This is a genomic window from Clostridium paridis (assembly GCF_016765615.1).
Taxonomy (GTDB): Bacteria; Bacillota; Clostridia; order Clostridiales; family Clostridiaceae; genus Clostridium_T; species Clostridium_T paridis.
The window spans coordinates 268093-281641 of record NZ_JAESWA010000023.1; the positions used below are offsets into that span (position 1 = coordinate 268093).

The following is a 13549-nucleotide window of genomic DNA, read 5'->3' on the forward strand; positions in this document are numbered from 1 at the left end:
TTAGCAGACCAAATTAGTATGAAAGAATATATGGACCCGTTTAAGGGTAGCAAGTAAAGCAGTATGCGGCTGCGAATCTTTTACAGGTGCCTTAAGGCACAACGCAAGTAATATGCCCTTATAGGGCTAAGGCAAAACCACCAGCTAAGCTGGTGGATTTTTATTTTAGCTACTTTACGGTAAGTTCTATTTGTTTATCATATTCAGGTATGATGTTATCTTGGTCTTTAATTACTAATTTAAAATTATCAAGAGTATCTATTTCATAGGTTAATGTACCTTCATCCAATCTTCTTAAGCTAGGATTGAATCCATACTGCTCATTTACATAAGTACCATCGTTATACCTTAATTCTATTAAATTAGGATTAAAGCATATTCCATCAAATCTATACTTAACTTGAAGAACGTTATTTTTATAAGAAATATCTAAAATGTTAATTATTAAGTTATCATTTATTTTTAATGTATGTGGCTTTTGAAGATTCAATAGTTCTGTGGCAGGAATCTCCTTGATTAGTTTACCATCATTCATATTCCCACTATATTTAAAAGGTATAAGTGTTATTTTGTTTGGTTTTTCTTTTATAGGTGAAAAATATGATTCTCCGATAGTAGTGCCATCACTTAAACCTGAGGAACCATGATAGTCAAACAAGGTTTCATTTTTATCAGTTCTAATAATATAGTTAATCAAAGGGAATTTGTCATTTGATACAGTATATTTTGCTTTGGTATAAAATTGTCCTAAAGATATTTCGTTAAAGTGCATGTCTCCATATTCAGTTTTTAAGGCTTTATCTGTATTAGCGTAATACACTTTATCATATAACTTATCTTTGGGGACATTCAAGGAGATGTTCCATTTTCCACTAACTCCATCAAAATTTTTAATAGTGTAATTTAGTTTGTAATTTTCTTGCTCTTGTAAATTCTTAATATCAAGTATGTCAATGATAGACACCATATCATAAGTATAACCAGAATCAGTTGAAGTAAGAGTTCCGTATTCTGTGGTAAGTGGATCTTTTAATGTTTTATTGTTAATTTCTAAATCTGAATCCCATATTCCTGGTAAAGAGGTGAATTTATTCGGAGAATTAACCTTATAACTTAATATTAGTGAATCTCCGCTAATTACTAAGTGACTAAAAGTAAAAGATAGATTAGAGTCCTTTATAGTGGAATTTAAGGTGTTTACGTAGTCCTTATTACTATTTTTATTAAGTACATTTAATGATTTAAACCTATCAAACATGCTATTAAAGCTTGCATATACGGGAGAAAGTGAGACTAGTACGAATAATAATGTGAAAGATGCTACTAATGGAAGAACTCTTTTTTTATTTTTTCTATATTTCTTATCTTCTAACGAGTTTAAAATATCATCAGTAAAACTTATAAAATCACTACTTGGAGTTAGTGTAGAAGTGGTTTCCTTTATTTTATTATCAAAATTATTACTTATCATTTAAATAGTACCTCTCTTTCTCATTATTTAAAATTGAATATAGTTTCTCTCGCCCTCTTGCTAGTCGAGATTTAATGGTACCTTCTTTTATATTTGTTATTTTAGATATTTCACTAATAGATAAATCATTAAAATAATATAAAATAACTATATTTTGAATATCTTCATTAAGAAGCTTAATAGCATTATAGAGATCATAATATTCAATAGGATTATCTTCATGGGTCATTTCAGAAATATCATTATTTAAGAAGATTATTTTTGAATTTTTCTTAAAAGTATCATTACACTTATTTATTAAAATTCTTATTATCCAAGTCTTAAAAAGTTTTTCATTTTCTAATGTATTGATTTTTTCATATGCTGTTAATATTGTTTCAGAAATTACATCTTTAACATCTTCTTCGTTTTTAAAAAAGCCTTTTGAGATTTTATATAAATCCACACGTATATCTTTAATTAATTTTGAAAAGGCTTCTTTGTCACCTTTTTTAGCTTTGTTAACTAATAAAAACAATTCTATCCCTCCTTTTTCACCTATTAGACAGTTGAAGGTGAGGTTTGGTTCCAAGAAGTTTATAATAAAATTTTACCATGTATTATGTAAAGTTAAAATTAAACTATAATGGATAATGTTTATTGACAAATAAATATTATCCATTATAATAAAAGTATAAAGAGTTATAACATAGCAAATATTAATTTCAGATAAATTTGAGAGGAGATAGAAATATGACAGTAAAATTTCAAGGAAATCCTGTTACTTTACAAGGACAGAAAATTAATGTAGGAGATGAATTTAGAGATTTCGTGGTAACTAAAAATGACTTAACTCCATTAACATTGAAAGATACAAGTGGAGTGAGAGTATTTTTAACAGTCCCATCTATAGATACACCAGTATGTGATTTGGAAATTAGAACTTTTAACGAAAAGATAGCAAATGTTCAAGGGGTTACAGTATATACAATCTCTCATGACTTACCATTTGCACAAGCAAGATGGTGTGGTGCAGAAGGAATTAAAAATGTAATTACTGCATCAGATTACAAAGATAGAGCATTTGGAGAGGCTACAGGAACATATGTTAAAGAGTTAGGATTATTAGCTAGAACTGCTTTTGTAGTAGATTCTAATAATAAGGTTGTTTATGCAGATTACTTAGAAGAGATAACAAGTCAACCAGATTTTGATGCAGTACTTAATGCAGCAAAGGAAGCAAAATAAATTTATAGGGTTTTGAGTTCAACTAATAACTTATTTGTGTAGGAATAAATTAAGTTTCATATAAAAACCCTCTAATTAACGCTCCAACCATATTCTCATAGGGTTTTCTAAAAGATTAATTTCATCTTTTGGAAAACCCATTTTTATTTAATAGAGATTTAAATAACTGTGTGAAATCTTAGGAGAAAATTGTTAATCCTCCCCATAGACAGAAACGCCCTTTATGTGTAAAATATAATATTAGTCAATGGTAATAGGGTTTTAAGATCAACTAATAATTTATTAATGCTCGAAAATGTCCAGAACCCGACATTTTCAAACAAGAATAAATTAAGTTTTCTATAAAAAACCCTATAGTAGGGCGTATAGTAAAATACATTAAATATGCCCTGTAATAAAGAAAGGATTGAAGTTAAATGCAAGGAACATGGATTGAAGTTAAGGTTATTACAACAAGTGAAGCACTTGAGCCTGTATCAGGTATTTTTTATGCTTTAGATTGTAAGGGAGTAGCAATAGAAGATCCAAATGATATCTTGGATAGAGAACAAGGACCTTTAACTTGGGATTTTGCAGATATAAATATATTAGAATATAAAGGTAAGGCAGCTTGTGTAAAGGGATATTTTGCAGAAGAAGATAATATTCCAGAAGTTTTAAAATATATAGAAGAAAAGTTACAAGAATTAAAAGATATGGGTATAAATTTAGGTGAGGCTCAAGTGATCTCTACTGAAATGAAGGAAGAAGACTGGGCAAATAACTGGAAGCAATACTATAAGCCAACTAAGATTGGGGAAAAAATTGTAATTAAGCCTATATGGGAAGAATATGAAGCAAGTGAAGATGAGCTACTTGTGGAATTAGATCCAGGTATGGCATTTGGAACTGGAACTCATGAAACTACTAGAATGTGTGCTCAAGCATTAGAAAGGTATGTAAAAGAAGATTCGGTAGTATTTGACGTTGGAACTGGTTCAGGGATACTTGCTATAATAGCAGGGAAACTAGGGGCTAAACACGTGGTTGGTGTTGATTTAGATCCTGTAGCTGTAGATTCAGCTAAGGAAAATCTTAAATTTAATGATGTAAGCAACATTGAAATACTACATGGAAATTTATTAGATGTTGTTAATGGAAAAGCTGATTTAGTAGTAGCAAATATTATTGCTGAAATAATATGCATTTTAACCCCAGATGTAAAGAAAGCCTTAGATAAAGATGGTATTTTTATAACTTCTGGAATTATTCATGATAGAAGAGAAATGGTTATTAATAATTTAGAAGAAACCGGATTTGAAGTTTTAGAAGTAAATAAAGATGGGGAATGGAATTGCATAGTAGCAAGGTTGAAATAAGGAGAGAAGGTAATGCATAAGTTTTTTACTCCAAATGAATTGTTTGGTGAAAAAGAGGCTATAATCCAAGGAGAAGATGTAAAACACATATATAAAGTTCTTAGATTGCAAGAAGGACAAGAGATTATCGTAAATAATTTACAAGGGGAGGAATACCTAGGAATTATAGATGAAATCTCAAAGTCAGAAGTTAGGGTGTTGTTAAAAGAAAAATTAGAAGTTAACAATGAAAGCCCACTAGAAGTGTATTTATTTCAAGGTATGCCTAAAGCATCAAAAATGGATTTAATTGTTCAAAAGGGAACAGAACTTGGAATCAAAGAAATAACCCCGGTAGTTACTGAAAGAGTTGATGTTAAGCTTAAGGGTGAATTTAAGAAATTAGATAGACTTGAAAGAATTGCACTAGAGGCTTGTAAGCAGTGTAAAAGAACATTAATACCTAAAATTAATGAACCCCTATCTTTTCTTGAATTAAATGAAGTTATAAAAAATATGGATTTAGTTGTGGTTCCTTATGAAAATGCAGAAAACTTTGGGATAAAAACTTTAGTAAAAAATATAGATAAAAAAATTAAGACTGTGGCTATAATAATTGGACCTGAGGGTGGTTTTGAAGAGAGTGAGATAATTAAATTAAAAGAAAATGGAGCTTATATTGTTACATTAGGACCTAGAATACTAAGAACAGAAACTGCAGGGTTTACTGCGGCGTCTTTATTACAATATGAGTTAGGAGATTTAGGAGGTATTATTTAATGAAAGTTGCATTTGCTACCCTTGGATGCAGAGTTAATGTATATGAATCAGAAGCGATGATGGAAAAGTTCATAAGAGAAGGTTATGAAATAGTTGACTATAGTGAAGTTGCGGATGTTTATGTAATAAATACTTGCTCAGTAACCAATATGGGAGATAAAAAATCAAGACAAATGATTTCTCGTGGAAGAAGACAAAGTCCAGAGTCGATCATCGCAGTTGTAGGATGTTATTCTCAAATTGCGACAGAAGAAGTTGGAAATATTGATGGTGTAGATGTTGTTCTTGGAACAAGGAATAAAGGAGAAATTGTTTATTGGGTAAATAAAGCTAAGGAAACAAAAGAGAAGCAAATACAAGTTGGGCAAGTTCTAAGAAATAATGAATTTGAAGATTTGAAAATAGAGGAATATCAAGATAAAACTAGAGCATTTTTAAAGATTCAAGATGGATGTAATAGATTTTGTGCATATTGTTTAATTCCATATGCTAGAGGAGCTGTTTGTTCAAAAGATCCAGAAAAAGTAATAACAGAAATCAAGTCTTTAGCAGAAAATGGATTTAAAGAAATAATTCTTTCAGGAATACATATAGCATCCTATGGCGTAGACTTAGATAAGAAGGTTACTTTAGTTGATATTATAGAGGAAATTGAATCAATAGAAGGAATCGAGAGAGTAAGAATTGGTTCTATTGATCCAACATTCTTTACAGAAGATGTAGTAAAGAAGATAGTTAACTTTAAGAAGTTATGCCCACATTTTCATTTATCTTTGCAAAGTGGAGCTAATGAAACTTTAAAGAGAATGAATAGAAGATATACTAAGGAAGAATATGAGAATATCGTTAATTTCTTGAGAGAAAACTTTAGGGATGTTGCTATTACAACAGATGTTATAGTAGGCTTCCCAGGAGAAACTCAAGAAGAATTTGAAGAAACATATGAGTTCTTGAAGAAAGTAAAATTGTCCAAAATGCATATATTTAAGTATTCACCAAGAAAAGGTACTAGAGCAGCGGAAATGGAAGAACAAATTGACGGAACCATAAAAGATGAGAGAAGTAAACTTTTAATTAAGTTAAACGAAGAAAATGAAAAAGAGTTTATAAGCAGATACATTGATAAGGAAGTAAATGTACTATTTGAACAACAATATAAAGCAGAAGAAGGAACTTATGAAGGATATACAGAAAACTATATAAAAGTAGTTTCAAAATCTTCATGTAAAGATATTATAGGTAAAATTGCTAAGGTAAAAATAAACTCTGCAGGAAATGAACTAGCTTATGGAGAAATTATATCTATAGATTAGAAATATTACAATTGCATAGATATTATTAAGGAGGTGAAAAAAATGGAGGACTGCATTTTTTGCAAAATTGTAAAAGGAGAAATTCCTTCTAATAAAATATATGAAGACGATAAGGTATTAGCTTTTTATGATATAAGTCCTGAAGCACCAGTACATTTTTTAGTTATACCCAAAAGCCATATAGAAAGTGCTAACTCATTAGACGAAAATAATGTATCAATAGTTTCACATGTTTTTATAGTTATTAATAAAATAGTTAGTGAGTTAGGAATTGCAGATAGTGGTTATAGAATTGTAAATAATTGCGGAGAAGATGGTGGTCAAACCGTAAACCATATGCATTTTCACGTGCTAGGTGGAAGGGGCTTAAAGTGGCCACCAGGCTAACAGTAATTCCATGAAAATCTTGACATTATACGAAAATTTATTGTATAATATAGCGTGTGTTGTTTAAGCCCACAGCTGTGCATAAGAAAATATTAGCTAGCGGAGGGAGGGATAGTCAATGTCAGAAATCAGAGTTGGAGAAAATGAAACATTAGAGAGTGCATTAAGAAGATTTAAAAGAAAATGTGCTAGAGCGGGTGTTCTTTCAGAAGTTAGGAAGAGAGAACATTACGAAAAACCAAGTGTTAAGAGAAAGAAAAAATCAGAAGCTGCAAGAAAAAGAAAATTCAAGTAGTAGCTAAGATTTTAAAAGAATTTCTTTGAAAGAAGGTAGTACATTGCCAACAATAAAAGAAAGACTTCAAGAAGACTGGAAACAGGCTTTAAAAGCTGGAAATAAATTTAAGGCCGGTACTTTAAGTACAGCAAAATCAGCAATTCTATTAGTAGAAAAAACTGACAATGTTAAGCTTGAGGACGAACAGGTTATTGAAATATTAGCAAGAGAAATCAAGCAAAGAAGAGAAGCTATGCTTGAGTTCGAAAAAGGAAATAGACAAGATCTAGTTGATGGCAACAAGGCTGAAATTGAGATTTTGTTAAGTTACCTTCCTCAGCAGTTAGAAGAAAATGAGATTCTTGAAATTGTTAAACAAGCAGCGATTGAAGTGGGTGCTAGTAGCATGAAAGAAATGGGCAAAGTTATGGCAAAAGTTAGACCTCAAACTGTAGGTCGTGCTGATGGAAAACTTGTTAGCTCAATTGTAAAAGAATATCTAAGTAAATAAATTACTTTAATAAAAAGGAGTTCACCGTGTGAACCCTTTTTTTTTACTCTTTGACGATTTTTTATTCTCTTGAATTTTAAGAAATATGTAATTTAATAAATGTTTTTTTCATAAATTAGTTTGAGAGTATTTTTTAGGAGTGTAATTATGGAATCAAAATGGGTGAGGGCAAAAGATAAAGTTATAGAAGAACTAGAATTGCCTAAGGATGTTATGTTTAACCTGCCTAAAATAACCATAGTCGGCAATGGTGAGGTGTGTATAGAAAATCATAAGGGGATTATATCTTTTGATAGAGAATCTGTAAAAGTAAACTCAAAGATAGGAACTGTTCTAATAACAGGAGAATCTTTTGAGATCTCATTTATTGGAGGCGAGACTTTAGTCATACAAGGTATATTTAAATCAATAGTTTATGAGGGGATAATATAGATGAATTTTATTGAGAGAGTAAAAAGAGGAACAATAACAATAGAAGTGAGGGCATTTATACCTGAAAAATTTATTAATTTACTATGGAGTCAAGGGATATATGCATCTAATATAAAGAAGATAGATTTAACAACTTTTTTAGTAGATATTGATTTGAATGATTTGAAAAACATAGATAAGATAGCTAAAAGAGCTGGAGCAAAGTATAAAGTTGTGGGTAAAAAAGGATTGGCTTTCTATATTATACGAGCTAAGAGGCAATTATCTTTGGTAATTGGCGCACTGCTATTTATTGGAGTTATGTTTTACTTATCAACATATATTTGGGGTATAGAAATCAATACCAAAAAGGTTCTTTCACCTTTTGAGGTTAGAAGACAATTAGACAAGTTGGGAATAAAACCAGGAATTAAAAAAACAGCATTAAATGTATATTCTCTTGAAAAACAAATAGAAGATTCTAATGGAGAAATCATGTGGGTAAGGGCAAGAATAGAGGGCTCAACTTTAAAAATAGATATAGAAGAAAAAACAAATCCTCCGATTTTAAGAAATGAAAATCAAAATGGTGGAGTTGTTGCAAAAGAGGATGGAGTAATCGAAAGAATTTATACTATATCGGGAAAACCAATGGTGAAGTCTGGAGATGTTGTTAAAAAAGGTGATTTATTAATTGCGCCTACACAAGGGAAAGAAGGATTTGAATATACCGTTAAGGCAGAAGGACAAGTACTGGCAAATACTTTTTACGAAAAGGATGTTGAAGTACAAGTTAGTGGTAAAATAAAAGAAAGATCAGGTAATAAACAAAATGCATTGTATTTTGAATGCTTAGGAAAGAAAATTTATATAAAAAAGCCTATAAAAAACTATGTTGACTATGATAAAATAGAATTTACAGGGAATTTAATTAAGGGTGAAACTTATTATGAAATAAATGAAAAAGAAATTGCTTTAGATGTAGAAAAAGTAAAAAAAGAAACTGTCGATAAAGCAAGAGAAACTGTATTAAAAGAAATAGATAAAGATGCTAAGATTACGCAAGAAATGGTTAATGTAGAAAATGAGGAAGAAGGAAAAGTTATCATTAAAGCAATTTTTGTAGTAAAACAAGATATAGCAGTTACTAATAGTCAAACGTAAATTTATTAAGTAGGTGATTGATATCCATGGGGAAAGAAAGGGAAAACAAAGGAATGATAGATCCTAAGAGAATGCTAACATTTATCTTAAGTTTCGTCATAATTTATGTTATAGTAATGAGTTCTTTCATTAGTAAAAAGTATAATTTGAAGGCAGGAGATATTGCCAAGGCTGATATCAAAGCTCCAAGGGATACTATAGATGAAAATGCAACTAAGGCAAAAGAGCAGGAAGTTGTAGAGAAGATAGATAAGCAATATACTTTAAAGTCAGATGTATCAAAGGATGCGTTAAATAATACAAAGAATTTTTTTCAAAAAATAACTGCATTAGTAGATTCAACAGCTAATGAAACAGATAAAATAGAAGCCTTAAAAGGCTTGAAAATTGTTCAATTAGATGATGAAGATTATAAATATTTATTGACATTAACTAAAGACAATGTTTTAGCACTTCAAAATAAGGCAAATGACGTAATTGGGAAAGTATATCAAAAAAATATTGAAGAAGACAAAATTGAAGATATACAAACTGCCAGGAATACAGTTGAGGTGGAAATATCCAATAGTGAGTTTATTAGAAAGCAAAAGGAGATTCTAATAACTTTATTAGAATCTCAAATAAAACCTAATTTTATATATGACAAAGAAAAAACCGATGAGACCATTGCAGAAGCTAAAAAAAATGTCCCTAAAATAGTTATAAAAAAGAACCAAATAATAGTCAAAGAAGGGGAACCAGTTACAGAAGACCAGGTAACGCTTCTAAATGAACTAGGACTTCTAAAAAATTCCGGAAATGAAAATAGCATAATATTATATCTAACACTAGGGATATTTGTCGCAACGATCTTGGTACTTCAATACTTTTATGTAAATAAGTACTATAAAAAAATATTCGATAACACAAACAACCTTATTCTTATAAATATAATTAACATAATATCACTTATATTGGCTAGAACCTTAGCACTAATTTCACCATATTTAATTCCTCTAGCCTTTGGACCAATTCTATTAGAATTATTGTTAAATTATAAGTTGAGTTTGGTACTAAGTTTATTTAACTGTGTGCTAATAAGCGGAGTGGTTGGCTTTAAGCCAGAAGTAATGCTTTTAGCATTTGTTTCAACTATACTTGGAGCTACCTCACTCAGAAAAATGCAACAGAGAAATGACATATTACTATCTACTGTATATATAGCAGTTACCATATCTTTAGTATGTTTTTCAGCTGGTATGCTACTTTCTAATGATATAATTGAAGTTCTTAAAGCCACAGGAATGGCTGCAATAGGGACAATAGTATCAGGAATATTATCAATAGGATTTTTGCCAATATTTGAAACTACCTTTGATATTGTTACCATAGTAAAGCTATTAGAATTATCAAACCCAAATAATCCGTTATTAAAGAAACTATTGATGGAAGCTCCTGGAACATATCATCATTCAATATTAGTTTCAAATTTAGCTGAACTTGCAGCAGAAGAAATTGGGGGAAATTCAGTTTTAGCTAGAATAGGGTCTTTCTATCACGATATTGGTAAAACTAAAAGGCCATACTTTTTTAAAGAAAATCAGATTGGAAATGATAATCCACATGATAAAATAACACCAAATTTAAGTACTTTAATTATTACATCACATGTTAAAGAAGGTTTAGAACTGGCAAAGGAGTATAATTTACCAAAAGCAATTACTGAAATGATTGCAACTCATCATGGAACAACATTAGTTAAATATTTCTATCACAAGATGAAAACTACTGCTGAAAATCCAGAGGAGATTAATGAAAAAGATTTTAGATACCCTGGTCCAAAGCCCGAAAGTAAAGAGGCTGGAATTATAATGCTAGCGGACTCAGTAGAGGCAGCAGTAAGAAGTATAAGTGAGCCAACTAAGGGTAAAATCGAAGAGATGGTAAATAATATAATTAAGGATAAACTTTTTACAGGCGAATTAGATGAATGTGAGCTTACACTTAAGGATTTAGATAAAATTCAGAAGAGTTTCTTGAAGGTGTTAACTGGTATTTATCATAAAAGAATAGAATACCCTAAAGATGAAAAAGGAGTAAAATAGCAGATGATATATTTTGATAATAGACAAGAAAAAATAGAAATAAATGAGGAATTTGAAAGATTAGTAGAGGAAATAGTTCAATTTGCCTTGAAGGAAGAAGAAGTAGATGAAAAAGTGCAAATATCAATAGTGTTTGTAGATAATAAAGAAATTAGAGAAATTAATAATGAAACTAGAGGGATTGACAAGGAAACAGACGTTTTAAGTTTTCCTATGTTAGATTATGAAGATGGCAAAGTGTTTAAGGAACAGTATAAAAACTTTTCCTTTGATGAAACTTATTACGATGGAGAAGAATTAGTTTTAGGTGATGTTGTTTTATCGCTAGAAAAATCACTTGAGCAGAGTGAAGAATATAATCATTCCTTTAAAAGAGAAACATCATATTTAATTATACACTCTATCCTTCATTTATTAGGCTATGACCATATGGAGGATAATGAAAAGGGTATAATGAGAAAAAGAGAAGAAGATATATTGAATAAATTAAACATTAAGAGAGATTAAGATTTAAAAGAGGGCTTAGTTAACATTCATGTTTAAAGCACTATGAGGGTGGGATTATATGAAATTTAAAAAACTTGTAGATAGTTTCAATCATGCTATAAATGGAATAATTCATGCAGTGAGAACACAGAGAAATATGCAGATACATATGGCTGCGACACTAGCTGTACTTATCGCGTGTTTCTTTTATGATATTTCAAGATTTGAATTTCTAATACTTGCAATTACAATAACAATGGTAATAAGTGCAGAATTAATAAATACTGCTATAGAGGCAGCAATAGATTCAACTACTAATTATTATCATCCCCTTGCAAAGATTGCAAAAAATGCAGCTGCTGGAGGTGTTCTAGTTACTGCCATTAATGCGATAATTGTAGGATATATAATCTTTTGGGATAAACTAAGCAAAGCTACATATGTAGTAATTAATAAGATAAAAAACTCAGAACCCTACACTATATTTATAGCTCTAGTAATTGTATGTATAGTTACTATAATTGTGAAGGCTATATTTGGAGAAGGAACGCCGTTAAAGGGTGGAATGCCATCGGGACATAGTGCCATAGCTTTTTCAATTGCTACAGCGATATCGTTAATTACAGAAGAGCCTATTGTTGTTAGCTTAAGCTATCTTATGGCATTCATTACAGCACAAAGTAGAGTAGATTCTGAGGTGCATTCTGTATCTGAAGTGGTCGTTGGGGCCATTTTTGGATCAGCACTTACACTGGTCATTTTTAAATTATTTAGTTAGGAGGTATTTTAATGGATATAGAAGTTTTAATTGATGAGGCAATAAAAGCTAGAGAAAAGGCTTATGTTCCATATTCGAATTTTAAAGTAGGAGCAGCAGCTTTATTTGAAGACGGAAAAATTTATTCAGGCTGTAATATAGAAAATGCATCGTTTGGTGCAACAAATTGTGCTGAAAGAACAGCTATTTTTAATGCTGTAGCAAAGGGAAATAGGGTACTTAAAGCCATTGCAGTAATAGGCGATACAAACAATTTTACAGCACCCTGCGGTATATGCAGGCAAGTAATTGCTGAATTTGCAGAAAATCCAGAAATTAAAGTTATAATTGTAAAAAATCATAAAGAATATATAGTGAAAACTTTAGATGAAATATTGCCAGGATCCTTTACAAAAAAAGATCTTGAAGTATAGGAGGAAAAAAATTAATGTTCAAATCAGGATTTATAACTATCGTAGGTAGGCCTAATGTTGGAAAGTCTACACTAACTAATCATATAATGGGTGAAAAGCTATCAATAGTTTCTCATAAACCTCAGACAACTAGAAATAATATTCAAACTATTTTAACTCGAGAAGACTATCAAATGGTGTTTGTAGATACTCCTGGTATACATAAACCTAAACATAAATTAGGAGAATATATGGTTAACTCCGCAAAGGATTCTATAAGAGATGTGGATTTAGTCTTATTCTTAATAACTCCAGAAGGAGAATTAGGAAGAGGAGATAAATTTATAATTGAGGCTCTTAAAGGCCAAAAAGCGCCTGTTTTTTTAGTTGTAAATAAAGTGGATGAAAATACACAAGAAAAAGTAGCTGAAACGTTAGTTAACTATTCTAAGGAGTATGAATTTGCGGAAATTATCCCTATATCTGCTCTAAAGGGCAAGAATACTGATAAACTTATAGAACTTATGGTTAAGTATTTACCAGAAGGTCCTCAATACTATCCAGAAGATATGATTACAGATGTTCAAGAGAAGTTTGTAGTAGCTGAAATCGTAAGAGAAAAGGCATTAAAAACACTTCGTGAAGAAATTCCACATGGAATAGCTGTAGACATAATTCAAATGAAGCAAAATGAAAAAGGTAAATACACTATTGAAGTAGAACTAATATGCGAGAAAGATTCACATAAAGGTATAATTATTGGAAAAAATGGGCAGAGTTTAAAGAAGATTGGTGAGACTGCTAGGTATGAAGTGGAAAGATTCTTGAAAGCAAGGGTTAATTTGAAGATTTGGGTTAAGGTTAGAAAAGAATGGAGAGATAATCCACTATTACTTAAAGAATTAGGATACAAGAAGCTTAAATAAAGTAG

Annotated in this window: 16 protein-coding genes; 14 read left to right on the forward strand and 2 right to left on the reverse strand. The window is 30.4% G+C overall.

The features are described 5' to 3' along the window. Positions 1 to 169: 169 nt before the first annotated feature. Together JK634_RS14390 and JK634_RS14395 are read right to left on the reverse strand one after the other, a co-directional pair. Positions 170 to 1471, reverse strand: coding sequence for a DUF4179 domain-containing protein (locus JK634_RS14390; RefSeq protein ID WP_202768370.1), 1302 nt, complete (start codon positions 1469 to 1471; stop codon positions 170 to 172). Beyond that, positions 1461 to 1988, reverse strand: coding sequence for a sigma-70 family RNA polymerase sigma factor (locus JK634_RS14395; protein WP_202768371.1), 528 nt, complete (start codon positions 1986 to 1988; stop codon positions 1461 to 1463). Before JK634_RS14395 ends, JK634_RS14390 begins: the two co-directional genes overlap by 11 nt. A 215-nt stretch (positions 1989 to 2203) precedes the next feature. Between JK634_RS14395 and tpx the strand changes: the two genes are divergently transcribed. The 14 genes from tpx to era all read left to right on the forward strand — a co-directional run bounded on the left by tpx (position 2204) and on the right by era (position 13544). Beyond that, a complete protein-coding gene (gene tpx / locus JK634_RS14400) occupies positions 2204 to 2698 on the forward strand; it encodes a thiol peroxidase (RefSeq protein WP_202768372.1) in 495 nt (164 codons plus the stop codon). Between the two features lie 416 nt (positions 2699 to 3114). Beyond that, a complete protein-coding gene (prmA, locus tag JK634_RS14405) occupies positions 3115 to 4056 on the forward strand; it encodes a 50S ribosomal protein L11 methyltransferase (RefSeq protein ID WP_202768373.1) in 942 nt (313 codons plus the stop codon). A gap of 12 nt (positions 4057 to 4068) precedes the next feature. Further along, positions 4069 to 4815, forward strand: a complete 747-nt coding sequence (locus JK634_RS14410) for a 16S rRNA (uracil(1498)-N(3))-methyltransferase (protein ID WP_202768374.1) — start codon at positions 4069 to 4071, stop codon at positions 4813 to 4815. After that, a complete protein-coding gene (mtaB, locus tag JK634_RS14415; protein ID WP_202768375.1) occupies positions 4815 to 6128 on the forward strand; it encodes a tRNA (N(6)-L-threonylcarbamoyladenosine(37)-C(2))-methylthiotransferase MtaB in 1314 nt (437 codons plus the stop codon). Before JK634_RS14410 ends, mtaB begins: the two co-directional genes overlap by 1 nt. A gap of 42 nt (positions 6129 to 6170) precedes the next feature. After that, the gene (locus tag JK634_RS14420) at positions 6171 to 6515 is read left to right on the forward strand and encodes a histidine triad nucleotide-binding protein (protein WP_202768376.1); all 345 of its coding nucleotides are present in this window, start codon (positions 6171 to 6173) and stop codon (positions 6513 to 6515) included. Between the two features lie 118 nt (positions 6516 to 6633). After that, on the forward strand, positions 6634 to 6810 hold the full coding sequence (rpsU, locus tag JK634_RS14425; RefSeq protein WP_021801013.1) for a 30S ribosomal protein S21: 177 nt from the start codon (positions 6634 to 6636) through the stop codon (positions 6808 to 6810). A 43-nt stretch (positions 6811 to 6853) separates the two neighbouring features. Then, entirely contained in the window at positions 6854 to 7303 is a 450-nt protein-coding gene (locus JK634_RS14430) for a GatB/YqeY domain-containing protein (protein ID WP_202768760.1), read from the forward strand. A gap of 147 nt (positions 7304 to 7450) precedes the next feature. Then, a complete protein-coding gene (yqfC, locus tag JK634_RS14435; RefSeq protein WP_202768377.1) occupies positions 7451 to 7735 on the forward strand; it encodes a sporulation protein YqfC in 285 nt (94 codons plus the stop codon). Then, entirely contained in the window at positions 7736 to 8878 is a 1143-nt protein-coding gene (yqfD, locus tag JK634_RS14440; protein WP_202768378.1) for a sporulation protein YqfD, read from the forward strand. It abuts the gene before it with no gap. Positions 8879 to 8904: 26 nt separating this feature from the next. After that, positions 8905 to 10962, forward strand: coding sequence for an HD family phosphohydrolase (locus JK634_RS14445; protein WP_202768379.1), 2058 nt, complete (start codon positions 8905 to 8907; stop codon positions 10960 to 10962). Between the two features lie 3 nt (positions 10963 to 10965). Then, positions 10966 to 11469 carry an rRNA maturation RNase YbeY gene (gene ybeY, locus JK634_RS14450; RefSeq protein ID WP_202768380.1) on the forward strand — a complete coding sequence of 168 codons (504 nt, stop codon included), beginning with the start codon at positions 10966 to 10968 and terminating at the stop codon, positions 11467 to 11469. 58 nt (positions 11470 to 11527) lie between these two features. Continuing rightward, complete coding sequence (locus JK634_RS14455; protein WP_202768381.1) at positions 11528 to 12226, forward strand: diacylglycerol kinase; 699 nt, start codon at positions 11528 to 11530, stop codon at positions 12224 to 12226. Between the two features lie 11 nt (positions 12227 to 12237). Next, positions 12238 to 12639 carry a cytidine deaminase gene (locus JK634_RS14460; protein ID WP_202768382.1) on the forward strand — a complete coding sequence of 134 codons (402 nt, stop codon included), beginning with the start codon at positions 12238 to 12240 and terminating at the stop codon, positions 12637 to 12639. 14 nt (positions 12640 to 12653) lie between these two features. Then, entirely contained in the window at positions 12654 to 13544 is an 891-nt protein-coding gene (era, locus tag JK634_RS14465; protein WP_202768383.1) for a GTPase Era, read from the forward strand. Positions 13545 to 13549 lie beyond the last annotated feature (5 nt).